The organism is Kocuria sp. UBA5001, assembly GCF_002398425.1.
Taxonomy (GTDB): Bacteria; Actinomycetota; Actinomycetes; order Actinomycetales; family Micrococcaceae; genus Kocuria; species Kocuria salsicia.
This window is the reverse complement of sequence record NZ_DGYR01000013.1, coordinates 38,785-56,312: the sequence shown is the minus strand read 5'-3', so window position 1 is coordinate 56,312 and position 17,528 is coordinate 38,785. Positions and strand designations below refer to the sequence as shown.

16 protein-coding genes are annotated in these 17,528 nt (G+C 71.2%); 7 read left to right on the top strand and 9 right to left on the bottom strand.

From position 1 onward, the window contains the following. Positions 1-12: 12 nt before the first annotated feature. From B3G12_RS08170 to B3G12_RS08160, 3 genes are read left to right on the top strand one after another with little or no spacing between them, the layout of a single operon-like run. The gene (locus tag B3G12_RS08170) at positions 13-840 is read left to right on the top strand and encodes an amino acid ABC transporter substrate-binding protein (RefSeq protein WP_167317907.1); all 828 of its coding nucleotides are present in this window, start codon (positions 13-15) and stop codon (positions 838-840) included. Then, positions 837-1,511, top strand: a complete 675-nt coding sequence (locus tag B3G12_RS08165; RefSeq protein WP_012397183.1) for an amino acid ABC transporter permease — start codon at positions 837-839, stop codon at positions 1,509-1,511. Before B3G12_RS08170 ends, B3G12_RS08165 begins: the two co-directional genes overlap by 4 nt. After that, a complete protein-coding gene (locus B3G12_RS08160) occupies positions 1,504-2,241 on the top strand; it encodes an amino acid ABC transporter ATP-binding protein (RefSeq protein WP_144941408.1) in 738 nt (245 codons plus the stop codon). Before B3G12_RS08165 ends, B3G12_RS08160 begins: the two co-directional genes overlap by 8 nt. 969 nt (positions 2,242-3,210) lie before the next feature. On the opposite strand, the gene B3G12_RS08155 is transcribed toward B3G12_RS08160, so the two are convergent. From B3G12_RS08155 to B3G12_RS08135, 5 genes are all read right to left on the bottom strand, one after another. After that, positions 3,211-4,215, bottom strand: a complete 1,005-nt coding sequence (locus B3G12_RS08155) for a TPM domain-containing protein (protein ID WP_144941410.1) — start codon at positions 4,213-4,215, stop codon at positions 3,211-3,213. 248 nt (positions 4,216-4,463) lie between these two features. Continuing rightward, on the bottom strand, positions 4,464-5,354 hold the full coding sequence (locus B3G12_RS08150) for a universal stress protein (RefSeq protein WP_144941412.1): 891 nt from the start codon (positions 5,352-5,354) through the stop codon (positions 4,464-4,466). A gap of 59 nt (positions 5,355-5,413) precedes the next feature. Next, positions 5,414-6,409, bottom strand: a complete 996-nt coding sequence (locus tag B3G12_RS08145) for a universal stress protein (protein WP_144941414.1) — start codon at positions 6,407-6,409, stop codon at positions 5,414-5,416. Between the two features lie 87 nt (positions 6,410-6,496). Beyond that, positions 6,497-7,894, bottom strand: a complete 1,398-nt coding sequence (locus B3G12_RS08140) for an MATE family efflux transporter (RefSeq protein WP_144941416.1) — start codon at positions 7,892-7,894, stop codon at positions 6,497-6,499. A gap of 54 nt (positions 7,895-7,948) precedes the next feature. Continuing rightward, a complete protein-coding gene (locus B3G12_RS08135; protein ID WP_144941418.1) occupies positions 7,949-8,305 on the bottom strand; it encodes a universal stress protein in 357 nt (118 codons plus the stop codon). Positions 8,306-8,500: 195 nt separating this feature from the next. Between B3G12_RS08135 and B3G12_RS08130 the strand changes: the two genes are divergently transcribed. From B3G12_RS08130 to B3G12_RS08120, 3 genes are read left to right on the top strand one after another with little or no spacing between them, the layout of a single operon-like run. Next, a complete protein-coding gene (locus tag B3G12_RS08130; RefSeq protein WP_186366740.1) occupies positions 8,501-9,502 on the top strand; it encodes a tripartite tricarboxylate transporter substrate binding protein in 1,002 nt (333 codons plus the stop codon). Further along, positions 9,499-10,113, top strand: coding sequence for a tripartite tricarboxylate transporter TctB family protein (locus B3G12_RS08125; protein ID WP_144941422.1), 615 nt, complete (start codon positions 9,499-9,501; stop codon positions 10,111-10,113). The genes B3G12_RS08130 and B3G12_RS08125 overlap by 4 nt, the downstream gene beginning before the upstream one ends. Continuing rightward, the gene (locus B3G12_RS08120; protein ID WP_144941424.1) at positions 10,114-11,619 is read left to right on the top strand and encodes a tripartite tricarboxylate transporter permease; all 1,506 of its coding nucleotides are present in this window, start codon (positions 10,114-10,116) and stop codon (positions 11,617-11,619) included. 21 nt (positions 11,620-11,640) lie between these two features. On the opposite strand, the gene B3G12_RS08115 is transcribed toward B3G12_RS08120, so the two are convergent. Next, complete coding sequence (locus B3G12_RS08115; RefSeq protein ID WP_144941426.1) at positions 11,641-13,098, bottom strand: benzaldehyde dehydrogenase; 1,458 nt, start codon at positions 13,096-13,098, stop codon at positions 11,641-11,643. Between the two features lie 65 nt (positions 13,099-13,163). Beyond that, positions 13,164-14,447, bottom strand: a complete 1,284-nt coding sequence (locus B3G12_RS08110; protein WP_290499880.1) for an MFS transporter — start codon at positions 14,445-14,447, stop codon at positions 13,164-13,166. Between the two features lie 156 nt (positions 14,448-14,603). Between B3G12_RS08110 and B3G12_RS08105 the strand changes: the two genes are divergently transcribed. Beyond that, positions 14,604-15,851, top strand: a complete 1,248-nt coding sequence (locus tag B3G12_RS08105) for a hypothetical protein (protein ID WP_290499879.1) — start codon at positions 14,604-14,606, stop codon at positions 15,849-15,851. Between the two features lie 329 nt (positions 15,852-16,180). Here B3G12_RS08105 and B3G12_RS08100 read toward each other — a convergent pair whose 3' ends face one another. Then, entirely contained in the window at positions 16,181-16,309 is a 129-nt protein-coding gene (locus B3G12_RS08100) for a hypothetical protein (protein WP_260983288.1), read from the bottom strand. 40 nt (positions 16,310-16,349) lie between these two features. Next, on the bottom strand, positions 16,350-17,528 hold a 1,179-nt coding region (locus B3G12_RS08095; RefSeq protein WP_414672743.1), incomplete at its 5' end, for a hypothetical protein.

Below are 17,528 nucleotides of genomic sequence, written 5' to 3'. Positions count from 1 at the left end.
GGGGAACCCACCGTGGACTCACGTCGAGCATCCCGCCGGGCCGTGCTCAGCGGCACCGGCCTGGCGGGGCTGGTTGCCGTGCTGGCCGCCTGCTCACCGGGCGGCGGCTCCGAGGACTCGGGTGCCTCCGAGGACCTGCTGACCAGGATCCAGCGCACCGGTGAGGTGCGCATCGGCATGGAGGGCACGTTCCGCCCGTACGGCTACCACGACGACTCCGGCGCCCTGGTGGGCTATGAAAAGGAGATCGGGGACCTGATCGCCAAGGACCTCGGGGTGCGCGCCACCTACGTTGAGACCCAGTGGGACTCGCTGATCGCGGGGGTGGACGCGGGCCGCTACGACCTTGTCATGAACAACATCGCGCCCACGGCCGAGCGCAGGGAGAACTTCGACTTCTCCATCCCCTACGCGATCTCCCAGGGCCGCGCCGGGGTCGCCCAGGACTCCCCGCTGACGTCCGTTGACGAGATCTCCGGGCACACCTCCGCCCAGACCGAGACCTCCAACTTCGGCAAGAGCATGGCCGCCCTGGGGGCCCAGCTGGTGCCCACCACGGGGTTCGACGAGGCCATCATGCTCGTGACCTTCGGGCGCGTGGAGATGACCGCCAACGATTTCGTGACGTTCCAGGCGTTCTTCGAGCAGCGCCCTGACGCCAGGATCCGTCTCCTGGACGGCCAGGTGGGAGACGCCTCGGAGTCCGCGGTGCTCATGGCCCGCAACCAGCCACGGCTGCGAGCCGCCGTGGACAAGTCCCTGACCACCCACATGGACAACGGCGATCTGGCCAAGATCTTCGAGAAATACGTGTCCACCGACCTCACCCCGGAGTCATGACCGATTTCCTGAGCCTTTGGGCCGATTCCCTTCCGCAGCTGCTGCTGGCCACCGTCAAGGTGACCATCCCGCTGAGCATCATCGCCTTCGTCCTCGCCCTGGTGGTGGCGGTGCTCGCCACCGCCATGCGCCTGAGCGGCATCCGCCCCCTGCAGTGGATCTCCCGCTTCTACGTGTGGCTGTTCCGCGGCACCCCGATCCTGGTGCAGCTGTTCATCATCTTCTACGGGCTGCCCGCCGCCGGCATCACGCTCTCCGCGTGGACCTCCGCGATCCTCGCGTTCACCCTGAACACGGGGGCCTACGCGGCGGAGACCCTGCGGGCCTCCGTGCAGTCCATCCCCCGGGGCCAGCTCGAAGCCGCCCGGACGCTGAACTACACGGGCTGGCAGACGGTGCGCCACGTCGTCGCGCCCCAGGCCCTGCGGATCGCGCTGCCTCCCCTGGGCAACGACCTCATCGACCTGGTCAAGGGCACCTCCCTGGTCATGGTCATCACCCTGGCGGACGTGTTCCAGGTGGGCCGTCAGATCGCCGCGACCAACTTCCAGCCCCTCGCGCTCTACGCGGAGGTGGCTGTGATCTACCTGGCGATCTTCACTGTCCTCTCGCTGCTGCAGTCCCGCCTCGAACGGGTGTCCAACCGCTACATCAGGAGTTCCCATGCTTGAGCTGACAGACGTCTCCAAGAGCTTCGGGGACACCACCGTCCTGCGGGGGATCACTCTGGCGCTGCCCAACGGGGAGACCACCGTGATCCTCGGGCCGTCCGGCTCCGGGAAGTCCACCCTGCTGCGCACCATGAACCTGCTCGAGGTCCCCGAGTCCGGGCGCCTGGACATCAACGGGGACTCCGTGACCTTCGGGGCGCAGCTGACCCGCAGGCAGATCTCCGCGATCCGCCGCCGCTCCGCCATGGTCTTCCAGGGCTACAACCTCTTCCCGCACGAGACGGTGCTGGACAACGTGGCCATGCCCCCGGCACTGAACGGCAAGGCGGACCGCGTCACGGCCCGGGCTCGCGCAGTGGAGCTGCTGGAGTCCGTGGGAATGGGCCACCGGTTGGAGGAGTACCCGGACAACCTCTCCGGCGGGCAGCAGCAGCGCGTGGCGATCGCCAGGGCCCTGGCCGTGGAGCCGGACTACCTGCTCTTCGACGAGCCCACCTCCGCCCTGGACCCCGAGCTGGAGGCCGAGGTCATCAGGGTCATGGTGGACCTGGCCCGCGAGCGCCGTTCCCTGGTGGTGGTCACGCACAACATCGGCTTCGCCCGCCGGGTCGCGGACCGCATCGTCTTCCTCGCGGACGGCGGGATCGGCTTCGACGGCGCCCCGGAGGACTTCTTTGCCTCGGACAGTGAACGGATCCGGCGCTACCTCAACGTCTTCGACGCCGTGTGAGCCCGTGACGCCCGCCGTTGCGGCGGTGCCGGTGGCGGCGGGTGCCGACGACGACGCCCGGTGCGGGTGCTGCCCGTGGTACCGCTACGGCGTGATATCTCCACGGCACCCTGCCTCCACAGCGGGCGTCGAACTCGCGGTGCCGCGGACGGGACGCGTGCCAGACGGCCGTGAGCGCGGCGGCAGGCGCCCGTGTCGCCCAGGGAGACCAGCACGTGGGTGCCGGCCCCCAGGACCACGGCGGACAGCAGCGGTCCCGCCGGCAGCCGGGACGGCCGCAGGTGCTCGATCGGCTTCATGGTGCCCCGCTTTCCCCGGACCTCCCCTGTCCGCACAGGATCGGCGGCCATCCGCCTCCCTGTAGGTGCGGGGCCTCCGCCGGTGCGTGTGATGCGCACAGCTCCAGGAGCCCGGTGAACAGGAACTCTTGGTGACCGGGTGGTCCTCGTGGGGGGGGAGATCTTCCTCGGCCACCGGGTCGTCGTGAACCGGGAAGTGTGAACCGCGCACCGGGCCGGATCCCACGCCCCCCCCGAGGGGCCACCCCCGGAGAATCCTCCACCGCCGCCGAACGAGCATGAGGAACCGGAGGCATCGGACGGGCCCGAGCTGTTGCCGTACGCGGGGCCGCTGGAGCCGCCCTTCGGCGGGACTCCGCGGCAGGCCCCGCATCACCAAGGTCGGCACGTCCGCCACGACAAGGAGCAGCACCGCCCCGATCGGAGAATGAACCCCGACTTCGAGAAGGCGCGGTCGGAGGCGGCCTGCGAGGTCGCCCGGTCGTACACCGCGGTGAGGGTGTCCCGCAGCGCGGTCGTAGGAGGATCCGGCAGCCTCAGGACCCGAACGGGAGCATGGCGATCACGATGGCCGCCCTGGGTGACCAGGGGCACAGCGGGTCTCGTCATGACCCCCTGGCCACGACCTGATTTGCCATCGCGAAAACAGTTCAGGCCGCGGGGGTGCCGCTCAGAAGCTCCCGGACGCCCCGCCCCCGGTGAAGCCGCCGCCCCCGCCGAACGAGCTCGTGCCGCCGGAGCTGCCGGACGACGAGCTCGAGGCGTTGACCACGCCCCCGGAGTACAGGGATGGGGAAACCGCGTAGAGCGGCAGCCAGCTCTGGAAGGTGGGCGCGTAGTGCACCTCCCGCTCGATGCCGTCCTTGCCCGTGCGGCGCACGGGATCGTCGTTGAGGCCCGGCGCCTTGGGGTTCTGCAGGCGGTACTTCAGGTAGGCCCGGCGCATGCTCGCGCTGATCCCCTCGCCCGGATGCTCCCGCTCGTACTGCTCAATCTCCCGCTTCGCCTGATCCATGATCTGCCTGGTGCTCCGGCGGCAGCGCCAGACGATCACCAGGACCCCGAGCACGACCACGACCACGACCACGCCGACGATCGACAAAATGACCGTGGCCACCGTGCGCCCCTTCGCCGCCCGGTCCGCCGCGGCCTGCGGATCGGCCTCGTCGTAGACCTTGGTGACCGTCTTTGTGAACGCGTCCGCGTAGTCCCCGTCCTTGAACCCGGGCTCGAGCTGGTTCTCCATGATGTTCTCGGCGTCCGAGTCCGAGAGCACCTCCCGGGCGCCGTCCCCGACCTCGATGCGCAGCTCGCGCTCCCCCATGTCCGCGACGATCAGCACGCCGTTGTTGCGCCCGTCGTCCCCCACGCCCCAGTCTGTGGCGACCTTGCGCGAGTAATCCTCGATGTTCTCGCCCTGGGTGTCGTTCACGGTGAGGACCGCCGCGCGGATGTATTCGTTTTCATCATTCTTCTCGCCGATCAACCGGTTGAGCTGCTCCTCCTGGCCGTCCGTCAGCAGGTCGGCCTGGTCCTGAACGGCGCCCACCTCGGGCCGCGGCGGGACGTCCAGGGCCTGGGCGGGGGCGACGGCGCCCGCCACGAGCACCGCGGCCAGGGCACCCCCCAGGGTGGCGCGCCTGAGCACCGCGGGATGGGTTTCGGCGGTGGTCACGAGGGTCCTCCGGGGGTCTCGGGGTTCGGCGCTGTGCACGCGGGGGTTGCTGGGGCCAGGCTACGTGCGCTCGTGCGCGGACAGAACCATCACCCCGGCCCCCGGCGGGCGTGTCGGCGGCGTGGCAGCCGACGCGGGTTCGGTCTCCGCCCCGAACCGGCGTTGCCGACCGCCCTCGGCCACTGGCCGGCTCCCGGGAGGGAAACCGGCCCGCGGAGGGGACGTGCGCGACGGCGTCGTCGGGAGCCTCAGTTCTTCGCGGTGGGAACAACCATCACGGGGGACTCGGCGTCCGCAAGGACGGCCTGCGAGACGGAGCCCATGAGCAGCCCGCGGAAACCGCCGTAGCCGCGCGTGCCCACGACGAGCAGGTCCGCGGTGCGCGAGGCGTCCACGAGGGCGTCCGCCGGACGCCCCTCCAGTACCCGGGTGACGGTCTCAAGGCCCGGGAACTCGCCCCGCAGCTCCTCGGCAACGCTTTCTGTGAGCTGCTGGGCCGGGGCCTTCAGCTGCTCCTGCACGGCCATCTCGAGCTCGTAGGAGTTCACCGGCAGGTAGCCGGTGGTGGGGACCACGCTCACCACGGCGAGCGTGAGCCCGTGGTCCGCGGCGTAGCGCGCCGCCACGGTCACGGCCGGGTTCTCCGTGCCGAGCTTGTCCACGCCCACGACGACGCAGCCCGCGAACGTCTCACCCTCGGGGCGGGTTTCCCGCTCGTCTGGCTTCCAGCTCTCCGGGAGGATCACCACGGGAACCGAGGAGTGGGCGGCCACGGCCGCGGAGACGGAGCCCACCCGGCCGCGGACGCCGTGGTGCCCGCGCTTGCCCATGACCACCACGGCGGCGTCCTTGGACTCGTACACGATCACGCCGGCCGCGTCACCGCGCTCGATGATGCACTGGGCCGTGACCCCGGCGGTCTTGGCCTTCTCCACGGCCCGCTTGGCGAGCCGCTCGGACTCCTCCTGCAGCGCGTCCGCGAAGGCGCCGTAGAGGGACTGGTCCAGGCCGGTCTGACGCCCCGTGGAGAGCACGATCTTCAACGGCAGCTGCCGCTCGAGGCAGTCCGCGATCCCCCAGTCCAGGGCCCGCTCGCTGTGCTCGGAGCCGTCGTACGCCACCACAATGTTCTGTGTCATCTCTGCAGTACCTGCCTGTCTCGTGTTCGTCTCGTCGGGGGGGGGGCTGTGCGTGGGAGTCAGCGGCCGCTGGGGACCACCATCACGGGTCCGGCCGCGGCGCCGAGCACTGCCTGGGACACGGAGCCGAGCAGCAGTCCGGTGAAGCCGCCGATGCCGCGGGAGCCCACCACCACGAGGTCCGCGGTCCGCGTGGCCTGCACCAGGACCCGGCCCGGGCGGCCCAGGAACGCGTGCTGCGTGACGGTCAGGTTGGGGTGCTCCCCGGAGATCCTCTGCGCGAGCTCCGAGAGCTTCTCGAGCGCCTCCTGGAAGTAGTAGGGCCGGTTGTACTGGTCCTGGAACCACTCGGGCGTTCCGGAGAGGGCGCCGTTGACGGAGACGATGCTCAGCGCGCAGCCGTGGGCCACGGCGTACTCCACGGCCTGGGCGACGGCCGGGTTCTTCTCCCCGGAGGCGTCCACGCCCACGACCACGGAGCCGGTGTAGTCCGTCTGCGAGGCGGAGAGCTGGTCGTCGTCCTTGGCCTTCGCGTCCGGGACGCGGACGTCCTCTGACGCCCTGGCCTCCTGGCGCACGACCTCCGCGTCCGAGGCGTCCTGCTTCTCGCTGGGCGGGACCACGATGACGGGAACGGGGCTGTGGGCGGCCACCGCGGCTGACACGGAGCCCAGGCGCCCCCGCAGGGCACCGCCGCGACCGCGCTTGCCCAGGACGACGAGGCACGCACTCCTGGCCTCCTCCAGGACGGCGCGGGCGGCGTCACCCTCTCCCAGGACGTCCTGGACCTCGAGGTCCGGGGCGTGCTCGCGGGCGTACTCGCTCGCGTCGGCCAGATAGCTCTTGCTCTCCGCGACCACGGCCTCGTGGAAACGTGCTTCGAGGGACGGCTCTCCCACCGCGATGAGGGGGTAGGCGCTGATCAGGCGCACCGGGACGTGGCGGGCACGAGCCTCCGACAGGGCGCGGTCGAGTGCCCGCAGGGCGATGTCGGAGCCATCGATGCCCACCAGGACGGGAGCGTTGGGCGAGGTGTTCAGAACGTCTTTGTTCATGCCTTAAGAATAGTCCTCCGCAGCCGTCGGCGGGCGGTCCAACCCGCATGTGGATCCCCCGGGGCCACACGCCTGGCAGGGGGTGCCTCAGGCCATCGCGATCATCCACCGACGCCCGCGGATCCGCCACCCCAGGGTGGCCGCGCGGGCACCGGTGTAGCCGCCCGCGTAGGCGACCCACAGCCACACGGCTCCCACCACACCGGCGCCACCCCACGTGAACACCACCCACAGCAGGGGGAGGTACACCGCGAGGTTGATGACGCCGGCCAGCGCGAGGTACCGGGCGTCCCCCGCGCCGATCAGCACGCCGTCGAGCACGAAGACGTACGCCGCGAGCGGCTGGCCCACGGCCACCACGAGCAGCGCCGCGCCGAAGACCGCCTGGACCTCCGGCGAGCGCGTGAACAGGAACCCCAGGTGCGGGCCGAGCAGCCCCACCGCGAACCCCGTGACCACGCCGAAGCCCAGCCCCCAGCGCAGCAGCCGACGCATCAGCAGCCGCACGGCCGCGCGGTCCTGCTCACGGTTCACGTCCCGCGCGCCGAGCTCCTTGCCCAGCAGGGCCTGGGCGGCGATCGCGAGGGCGTCCAGTGCGTAGGCGAGGAAGTTGAAGATCGTCATGCTCAGCTGGTAACCGGCCAGGTTCTCGGGGCCCTGGTTCGTGGCCACCACCACGGTGAGCAGGATCGCCACGCGCAGGGACAGGGTGCGCAGCATGAGCCACGAGCCCACGGTGAGGTGCGAGCGCACCCCTGGCCACGACGTCGTCAGCCCCACCGACTGCGCCCGGAACCGCCGCCCGAGCATCACCAGGTAGGTCACGGCCATCGCCCACTGCGTGGTGCTCGTGCCGATCGCCGCACCCGCCACGCCCAGGTGGACGCCGTAGACGAGCGCCATGTTCAGTCCCGCGTTCAGCATCGCACCCGCGGCCGCGACCACGAGCGGGGTCCGCGTGTCCTGCAGCCCGCGCAGCACGCCCACGGCCGCCAGGACCACGAGCATGGCCACGAGCCCGGGCAGGGACCACAGGGCGTACGACGTCGCGTGGTCCAGCACCTCGCCGTGGGCACCCATGGTGCGCAGCAGCGGCCGCATCGCCACGGCGCCCACCGTCGCGATCACGATCCCCAGCCCCGCCGCGGTCCACAGACCGTCCCGGCCCACCCGCAGCGCCTCGGCGAGCCGGCCCCCTCCGAGGTGGCGGGCCACCGCCGGGGTGGTGCTGTAGGCCAGGAAGACCATGAGCCCCACGACCGTCTGCACGAGGGTCGAGGCGATGCCCACCCCGGCCAGCTGGGCGGTGCCCAGGTGGCCGATGATCGCGGAGTCCGCGAGCAGGAACAGCGGCTCGGCGATCAGCGCGCCGAACGCGGGGACCGCGAGCGCGAGGATCTGCCGGTTCAGGCTCGCGGGGCGGGGCGGGGTGGGCTCGCCAGTGGGGTCCTGGTCAGGGGCGGAGCTCGTGGGAGGGGTGGGCACCGCTCCAGGGTAGGCGGGCGCGCCGACACCCCGGAGCGGTGCGCGCGGGCGGGGTCAGTGGCCCGGCGCGGGCTTGACGGAGATCACGGGGACCGCGGACTCCAGGATGATCTGCTGCGCGGAGGAGCCCAGGAAGATCTTGCCGGCCGGGGAGCGGCGGCGCACGCCCACCACCACGACCTCGACATCCTCGCGGTTGGTGAGGTCCACGAGGTCCCCCACGGCGTCGCGGCTGCGGGCGGCCGCGTGCTCGAGGCTCACGCGCTGGTAGTCGATCGCGGAGAGGTCCGGCTCGTTGCCGTCCACGGGGAAGACCACGAGATCCGCATCGCGGCGGCGGGCCTCCTGCACGGCGAAGTCGCGGGCGGCGTGGCCGGCGGGGGAATCTGCGGCGGCGAGAATGATGGCCATTGGTCCTCGTTTCGAGCGGTGGTGGCGGGGCCGTTCGACTGCGCCCCGGGGGTCGTGGTCGAGCGTACGGGCACGGGTGCGCGGACGGGGGCGTCGCCGAGGGGCCCGAGCCGCTGACATGTGTATGGTAGGTCACATTCCTGCGGCTCCGAGGGCGGACCAGGGATCCTTTGCACCCCGACCCCCGGAGGAATCGTGAGACCCACTCACTCCCCCAGCCGCCGCCAGTTCCTGACCTGCGGGCTCGGTGGACTCGTGGCGGCCGGCGCGATCGGGACCGCCACCGTCGGCTCCATCGTCTCCGCGTCCGGGGGCAACGACCTCCGCTCCTCGCTGACCATCATCGCGCCGGCGGCGGCCGGTGGCGGGTGGGACACCGTGGCCCGAGAGATGCAGCAGGCCCAGCGGGCCAACGGCATCGTGAACAACACCCAGGTGGTCAACATCCCCGGTGCCGGCGGCACGATCGCCCTGGGCAACCTGGAGATCCTCGAGGGCCAGGCCAACAACCTCATGGTCGGCGGCACGGGCCAGCTCGCGGCCACCATCCAGTACCACTCGGCCACCACCTACGCGGACGTGAACCCGCTGGCCGTGGTCGTGGAGGAGTACGACGTCGTCGTGGTCCCCGGGGACTCCCCCTACACGAGCCTCAAGGAGCTCACGGACGCCTGGGCCAAGAACCCCGGCAAGGTGCCCTGGACCGGGGGCGGCTCCTTCGACCAGCTCGTGGTCACGGAGATGGCCATCAGCGCGGGCGTGTCTCCCAAGGACATGATCTACGTGTCCTCGGACGGCGGCGGCGAGTCCACGCAGGCGCTGCTCAACGGCACGGCCGCCGCGGCCGCCAGCGGCTACCCGGACTCCATCGACCAGATCGAGTCAGGCCGGCTGCGGGCGCTCGCGATCGTGGCCAAGGACCCCGTGGCGGGCGTGGAGATTCCCACCACGGTGGAGCAGGGCTTCGACGTGACGCTCGCGAACTGGCGCCTGCTCGTGGCACCGGGCGGCATCACGGACGCGGAGAAGTCCGAGCTCGAGAGCATCGTGCGGGAGACCGTCACCACCCCGCAGTGGCGCAAGGCCATCGAACGCTACAACTGGAACGAGAACGTCGTCACCGGTGAGAAGCTCGCCACCTTCCTGGACGAGGAAAAGACCAGGATCCAAGGTCTGTACAAGGAGTTGGGACTGTGACACAGCAGGTGGCCGGGGCGGACTCGGCATCCGTGGAACCGCCGAGCACAGAGACCGCCCCCGCGCGCCCGTTCCTGCTCGGGGAACTGACCATGCCGCTCGTGTTCACGGCGTTCGCCACCTACCTGCTGGTGGGTCTGCTGAGCATGAGCGTTCCCGACTCTGTGGACTTCCCGGGCCCGCGCTTCTTCCCGGCCACGGTAGTAGGCGTCGTCTACGGGCTCGTGGTCCTGGACGTCCTGGTAATCCTGCGCCGGCGCCGCGCAGCCGGGTCCGCGCACGAGAAGCAGGCGGGGAAGGCACCCTCCGGCAGCACCGCCGTCGGCGCGGCGGACACCACAGCCCCCGGGGACGACGCCGCTCCCCGCTTCTCGTGGCGCTCCTTCGCCTGGGTGGTCGGCGGGTTCCTGGTCTTCGCCCTGCTGCTCGAGTTCCTGGGCTGGATCATCGGGGCCGCGCTGCTGTTCTGGTGCGTGGCCCGCGGCTTCGGTGCCGCCCGGCCGCTGCTCACCCTGGTGGTGGGGCTGACCGTCAGCTCGCTCGCGTACATTGCATTCGACATGGCCCTCGGGCTCTCACTGCCCTCCGGCATCCTGGGAGGCGGGTTCTAGATGGACACCCTGTCACTGCTGATGGAGGGCTTCGCCGGAGCCCTCACGTTCCAGAACATCTTCTGGGTGGTCCTGGGCTGCTTCCTGGGCACCGCCGTGGGCGTGATGCCCGGTCTCGGTTCCTCGATGGCCGTGGCCCTGCTGCTGCCGGTCACCTTCGCCCTGGATCCCACGGCCGCGTTCATCATGTTCTCCGGCGTGTACTTTGGCGGGCTGTTCGGGGACTCCACCATGGGCATCCTCATGAACACACCGGGGCAGGCCTCCGCGATCGCCTCCACGTTCGAGGGCCACAAGATGGCCCAGAACGGGAGGGCCCCGCAGGCCCTGGCCACCGCCGCCATCGGTGCGTTCATCGGCGGCTTCGTGGCGTCGGTGGTGGTCGTCTTCTTCGCACCGTTCCTCGCGGAGTTCTCCACCAAGTTCGGTCCCGCGGAGTACTTCGCGCTCGCACTGTTCGCCTTCGTGGCCACCTCCTCGGTGGTGACCGACTCGGCCGTGAAGGGTCTGCTGTCCCTGGCGTTCGGCCTGGGCATCGCGGTGGTGGGCATCGACTCCGTCACGGGCATCCCGCGGTTCACCATGGACTCCCCCTACCTCTTCGACGGAATCTCGCTCGTGACCGTCACGGTGGCGGTCCTCGCACTCGGCGAGGTCGTCTACTTCGCCACCGTGGCCCGGTTCAAGAGCCAGGGCGAGATGCTGAAGTCCAAGGGCCGACCGTGGCTCAGCCGCGCGGAGCTGCGCGAGGCCGCCCCGGCGTGGCTGCGCGGCACAGCGATCGGGCTGCCGTTCGGCGTGATCCCGGCCGGCGGTGCCGAGATCCCCACGTTCCTGGCGTTCGGCGCGGAACGCAAGCTCGACCGTCGTCGCCCCGATCCCCAGTTCGGCAAGGGCGCCATCCGCGGCCTGGCCGCCCCGGAGGCCGCCGGCAACGCGACCACCGGCATGGCGATGGGCGCCCTGCTCGCGCTGGGCCTGCCGGTCTCGGCGACCGCCGCCATCATGCTCGCGGCGTTCCGCCAGTACGGCCTGCAGCCGGGTCCGCTGCTGTTCGAGCGTGCGCCGGACCTCGTGTGGGCGCTGCTGGCGAGCTTCTTCATCGCGATGATCGTGCTTCTGGTCATCAACCTGCCCTTCGCCATGGTCTGGGCCAAGCTGCTGCTGATCCCCCAGCCGTACCTGTACGCGGGGATCACGGTGTTCTGCGGGCTCGGCATCTACGCAACCTCCGGGTCCACCTTCGACCTGCTGATGCTGCTCGGCGTGGGGCTCGTCGGGTTCCTGATGCGCATGCACGACTACCCACTCGCACCCCTGATCATCGGCATGGTGCTCGGCCCCCTCGCGGAGACGAGCCTGCGCGACGCCCTCATCAGCGCGGACGGGGACCCCGCGGTGCTCTTCACCGGACCCATCGTGCTCGTGCTCTACGGCGTCCTGCTCCTCGTGCTGCTGCTGACGCTGCGCAGCAAGGTCACCAGTCGCACGCGCCGGGACGTGTGACACCCGGCGCGCGCGGGCAGCTCAGAACGGGTAGGTCGGGATCTCCGGGCTGATTGTGACCCACTGCAGCTCGGTGAACGCCTCGATGTTCGCCTCCGCGCCGCCGAAGTGCGCACCCGTCCCGGAGGCTTTCATGCCACCCATGGGTGCGGTGGCCTCGTCCATCACGGTCATCTCGTTGACGTGGACCTTGCCGGCGTGGATCCGGTCCGCGAGCCCCATGGCCTCACCCACCTCGCCCAGGACGGACAGCGAGAGCGCGTACTCGGAGGCGTTGGCCAGGGCCACGGCCTCGTCCACGGAGGACACGGCGATCACCGGAGCCACCGGCCCGAAGATCTCCTGGTTCCACGCAGGCATCTGGGGGGCCAGGTCCGCCAGCACCGTGGGCCGGTAGAACAGCCCGTCGTGGGTGGCCCCGGCCCTGATGCTCGCACCGGCGATCACCGACTCCTGGACCACGGAGTCCACGGCCTTCAGCTGCTTCTCGTCGATCACCGGTCCCAGGTGCACCTGCCCCTGGGACGGGTCCCCCACCACGAGGGAATCGGCCTTCACCGCCAGGCGCTCCACGTACTCCTCGTAGACGTTCTGGTGGACGATGTGGCGGCCCGTGGTCATGCACACCTGGCCCTGGTGGAAGAACGAGCCCATCGCGCCCACGCCCACCGCGAGGTCCAGGTCCGCGGAGGGGAGCACCACCATGGCGTTGTTCCCGCCCAGCTCCAGGTGCGTGCGCTTGAGGTGCTGGGCACCGGCCGCTCCCACGTGGCGGCCGGCCGCCGTGGACCCGGTGAAGGACACGACGCGCACCTCGGGCGCGTCCACAGCAGCCGCACCGGCGTCCCCGCCCCCGGGCAGCACGTGCAGCACGCCCTGCGGCAGACCGGCCTCCTCAAGCACCCGCGCGATCAGCACACCGCCGCTCACGGGGGTGCGGGGGTCCGGCTTGAGCAGCACCGCGTTGCCCAGGGCCAGCGCGGGGGCCACCGAGCGGATTGAGAGGATCAGCGGGAAGTTGAAGGGCGAGATCACGGAGACCACTCCGGAGGGCACGCGCCGCGCCAGGGACCAGTGCGGCTCGTCCGAGGCGAGCACCTGCCCCTTCACGTGCGTGGGCAGCGCCGATGCCTCGAAGCACTCCTGCGCGGCCACGTGCGCCTCCATGCCCGCCTTGGGCTGGATCGCGCCGGTCTCGCGGACCACCCAGTCGACGATCTCGGCGGTGTTCTCCTCGAACAGCTGCCCCGCGCGGCGCAGCACGGCCGCGCGTTCCGTGGGCTTCATGCCCGCCCACGCCACCTGGGCCGACGAGGCCGCTGTCGCCGCCTCGTGCACGTCCGCCGGGGTCGCGCCGCCCACGCAGGCGATCACCTCGTCCGTGGCCGGGTTGCGCACCTCGATCGGCTCACCCGCCCCGTCCGTCCAGCCGCCGTCGAAGAGCTTTCCGCTCCACCGCTTGTCCTCGAGAATCGCCATGTCGTGTCCCTCCTGGGTGGGTGGTGTGTGAAGGTGGCCGCGCGGCGTCGTCATCCGCGGGGGTGTCAGGGCTGCGGGTCGCGGGCGTCGTAGCGCATGAAGGCCGGGAACAGGCGCACCAGCAGCAGGACCAGCAGCAGGCATATGGTAGCCCCGCCCAGGGCGGCCCAGCCGGGGCCGAGCCACTGGCCGCCGGTGCCCATGGCGGCGTCGCCCAGGCGGGGCCCACCGGCGACCACCACGATGAAGATGCCCTGCAGCCGCCCCCGCAGGTTGTCCGGGGTGGCGGCCTGCAGGATGGTGGTGCGGAAGAGCATGGACACTGAGTCCATGACGCCGGCCGCCAGGAGCACGAGGCAGGACAGGGCCAGGGGCCACACGGTGTCCGCACCCCAGCCGTGCGAGGCGAGCAGCACCACGGCGCCGAAGGCCATGATGCACACCGCCCATCCGGCCACCGCGGCAGTGCACGCCCGACCGTGATGATTGATGCGTACGAATGTTCCTGAGAAGATGCCCGCGATCACCGACCCAGCCGCGAGCGCCGCAGTGAGCAGTCCCACCGTGAACTGGTCCCCGCCCAGCACGGACGCCCCGAGCACCGGGAACAGGGCACGCGGCATCGCGAAGACCATGGCGGCGAGGTCCAGCAGAAAGGTCATGCGCAGGTTGGGTCGGGTGGCCAGGAACGCGAACCCCTCCACAACGGAGCGGAACCCCGCCCTCCTGGCCGCGCCGTGCTCCCCCGGCTCCGGAGGCAGGGACGGCAGCTTGTACATGGCCCACAGGCTCACCCCGAAGCTCATGGCGTCCAGCGTGTAGGCCCACTGGAACCCCAGGGTGGCCACCGTTAACGCGCCGAGGAGCGGGCCGATCATCAGACAGGAGCCCATGGTGAGCTGGAACAGGGCGTTGGCCGCGGGCAGCTGACGCATGGGGACCACCCGGGGGACGATCGCCCCGCGCACGGGCTGGTTCAGGCCCTGCGCGAAGGAGTGCAGCGCCACGACGGAGTAGAGGACCCCCACGCTGCGGACGTCCAGCCACGCGTGGGCGGCGAGCGCCACGGTCATCGCGAACAGCCCCACCGTGGTCCACAACCCGGCCAGGCGACGGTCCGTGGTGTCCCCGATCGAACCGCCGTAGAGTCCTGCGACAATCAGCGGCACGAGCGCGAAGACCCCCACGAGCCCCACCGCGAACGTGGAGCGCGTGAGCTCGAAGACCTCCAGGCTGATTGCGATCACCGTGAACTGGCTGCCCAGCATGGACAGCGTGGAGCCCATCCAGAGCCGACGGAACGCGGGAATTTCGCGCAGGGGAGTGATGTCCAGGAGGAAACGGGCCACGGGTAGATCCTAGGTGCAGGAGGGCGTGACGTCGTGGGCTCGGGCCGGGGTGCGCCGGGCCGGGTGGGACAGACCCCTCGGGCGCGGTGCGTGCGGCTGCGGGCACGGCTTACCCTGAGACCATCCCCTTCTTCCCCCGGGACCTCAGGAGCATCCATGCGCACACGCGAACAACGCTTGGCCGCGCGGTCCGCCCGCGGCTGGCCCCGGCTACGTGTGCACGCCGTTCTCAACGGGGTGGGGGCGCTGCTGATCGGATCGGCGCTGCTCTGGTTCACCCACGGCCCCCTGAAGTTCCAGAACTTCCCGGCGGGCGACGTCGCGTGGGTGTGGCGCGTGGTCACCCTGTTCCTGGCAGTGCTGCTCCCGTTCGTGCTCGCCACCATGGGCGTGTACCTGGTCTTCGCCGGCGCCACGGCCACCAACCGTGCCGCGCTGGCCGCGGGCCGGGCCCGCACGGTGGTGCTGAACCCGGACGACACCGACGGGGCTCCCGTCACCGACCAGCGGCTCTCCGAGCACACACCCCCGGGAGTGAAGATCCGCGCCCACGCGCTGCACGGACGCCAGTACGACTCGCGCTACTCCCGGGACCTGCTGGGCCTGCTCGCCATCCAGTCTCCCGTGGCCCTGGCACCGCTGGGTGTAGGGCTCGTGGTGCTGCTCGTGGCCACCATCTACTACTCCACCGGCTACGCGGAGCCCGCCACCGTGCTGCTGCTCGGCATGCTCTACCTGGGCTGGAAGCTCTTCCGCGGCTGGCGCAGCCACCGGGTGTTCGCGGGGACCCGTTGGGAGGTGCCGGCCGAGACGGATGTGGACACCGGTCCGGTCCCCCGGGTCACCCCGCTGCGGGAGGACGAGTTCCCCCGGCAGCGCGGCCACCGGTCGGCGTTCGCGGAGGACGACGACGCCGCAGCACCGGCGCGGCGTGACCGCGAGTGGGCGGCGTCGGCGTCGGCGTACCACGCTGACCACGACGATCCGGAGGAGGCCTACGAGACCACCGACGAGCTGCCGGTGGTCGAGCAGATCCGGGACCGCTACGCCGAGCCCCGCCGGCAGAGTGCCTCCCAGCGGCGCCTGGCGGAGCGCGCCGAGCGGGAGGCTGTCCGGCGGCGGCTGCCCCGCGTGGTGCAGGCGGAGCGGGCGGACACGGACGCCACCGCACCCATCTCCCGGATGACCGCGGCAGACGGGCGCACCACCACCGATCCCGCCACCGAGGCCGCGGAGCAGGAGCAGCAGCGGCAGAACCAGATGCGCTACGAGGACCACATGCAGCGCCACCGCGAGAAGCGCGAGGACCGGCTGCGGCGCGCCGAGGCCCGCGAACCGGAGGAGGCGCCCTCCCTGATCGGCTACGCGATGAACCGGTTCAAGCGCCGCGGGGACGGTCGGTAGGACCGCACCCGCGGGGCACCACCCGGGGACGACCGCGCCGCACGCGGGACACCACGCGCCACACACCACGCACCACGCACCACGAAGCCAGTGCTCGGTGGCACTGAGGGGTCTCCATGCCACGCGGAGGAGCGGGATCGCTTCGTGGTGACGTACCGTTCCGCGACCGACGAGATCGAGACGAAGACGCGGGTCCTGCGCCGCCGGCTGGTCGGCGCGTGGCCCGCGAGACCCACGGCAGTGCCCAGGGGGGGCAGGGTGTCAGTGCGGTGGTGCGCAGCACGGCCGGTCTCCTCGTCAGGCGGGGGCAGGATCAGGAGGAGGGAAGGTCACCGGCACGCGGCAGCGGCGTCGGCCTGCTCCGGCTTCTTGCGGTAGGAGCGTGCCGTGAGGCCCGCGCGGGCGAAGGGGTGGATGAGAGCCGCAATGCCCACCAGGATTCCGGTGATTCCGGTCATGACGCCCGTGCCGCGCCCGTACTGCGGCCGCTCGGCCGGGTCAGTTCACGGCTGTCCGGCTGCCGAGCTCCCAGATCCGCCGGCCGGTCCACACCAGCAGTGACACGAGGAGCACGTTGCGCACCGTGAGCACCGCGGCCATCACGGGATTGGCGTGGATCAGCGGCGTGTAGAACAGCGGGTAGATCACGAAGGTCGCGGCTGCGGTCCCCAGCACCAGCAGGGCGGGGGCGAGCCAGCGGACGCGGTCGTGCAGCAGACCCACCACCACCACGGGGGCGAGCCACACCATGAACTGGGGCGAGCCCACCTTGTTGAACACGATCAGCACGGTGGTCAGCAGCAGGGTGCCCGCGTAGACCAGGCGCCCGCGGTCCGCCCCGCGGCGCAGGGCACGGATCAGCAGCGCGGCGGCGCCAGCCACCGCGAGCAGCAGCAGCGGCTGCATGAGCGAGGCCATGACGTCCACTCCCGGCCCGTAGACCTCGGTGGAGTTGATTGCCGTGTTGTCCGCGATCCGCGAGTCCCAGAGACCCAGCACCGCGGCCCACACCCACGGCGTGGAGAACGTGGCCTCCAGCTGCATCCCGCGCGAGCCCTGGTTCAGGGCGAAGGCTGCGATGTGCTCGATCCCGCCCAGTACCAGCACCCCACCGACCACCGCAGCACTCACCACGATGCCGGTGAGCACGATGCGCGCACGCTGGCGCAGCGCGATCACCATGGCGAGGACCGCGGCGGCCGGCCACACCTTGATCCACGTGGCCACGCTCAGCAGCGCGGAGCCCACCACGGGGCGGCGCACCGCGTAGAGCAGACCGATGAGCACGATCGGTGCCGCCACGCCCTCCACGCGGGCGAAGCTGAGGTAGCCCAGGAAGACGGTGAACACGACCCACCACCAGCCGGCCACCACGGCCGAGCGTCGACGGCTCTGCACCGCCGAGCTGCCGTGGGCCGCGCCGGGACCGTTCGAGGCGGCGCCGGGCGCAGGCCCTGCCTCCACGTCATCCGGTGCGCCCCCGGCCACCGGACCGCGTGGGCCGAGGCCGGAACGGGACCCCGCGGCGTCGTCATCGGGAGTGCCACCGACCAGCTCGGGCAGCTCGCCACGCGCGGGACGGTGGGCGCGGTGCAGCAGGAACCACATGGCCACCGCGTCCAGCACCGTGATCATCAGCGTCCACGCCAGCAGGTAGAGGTCGTGACCGGCGATCCG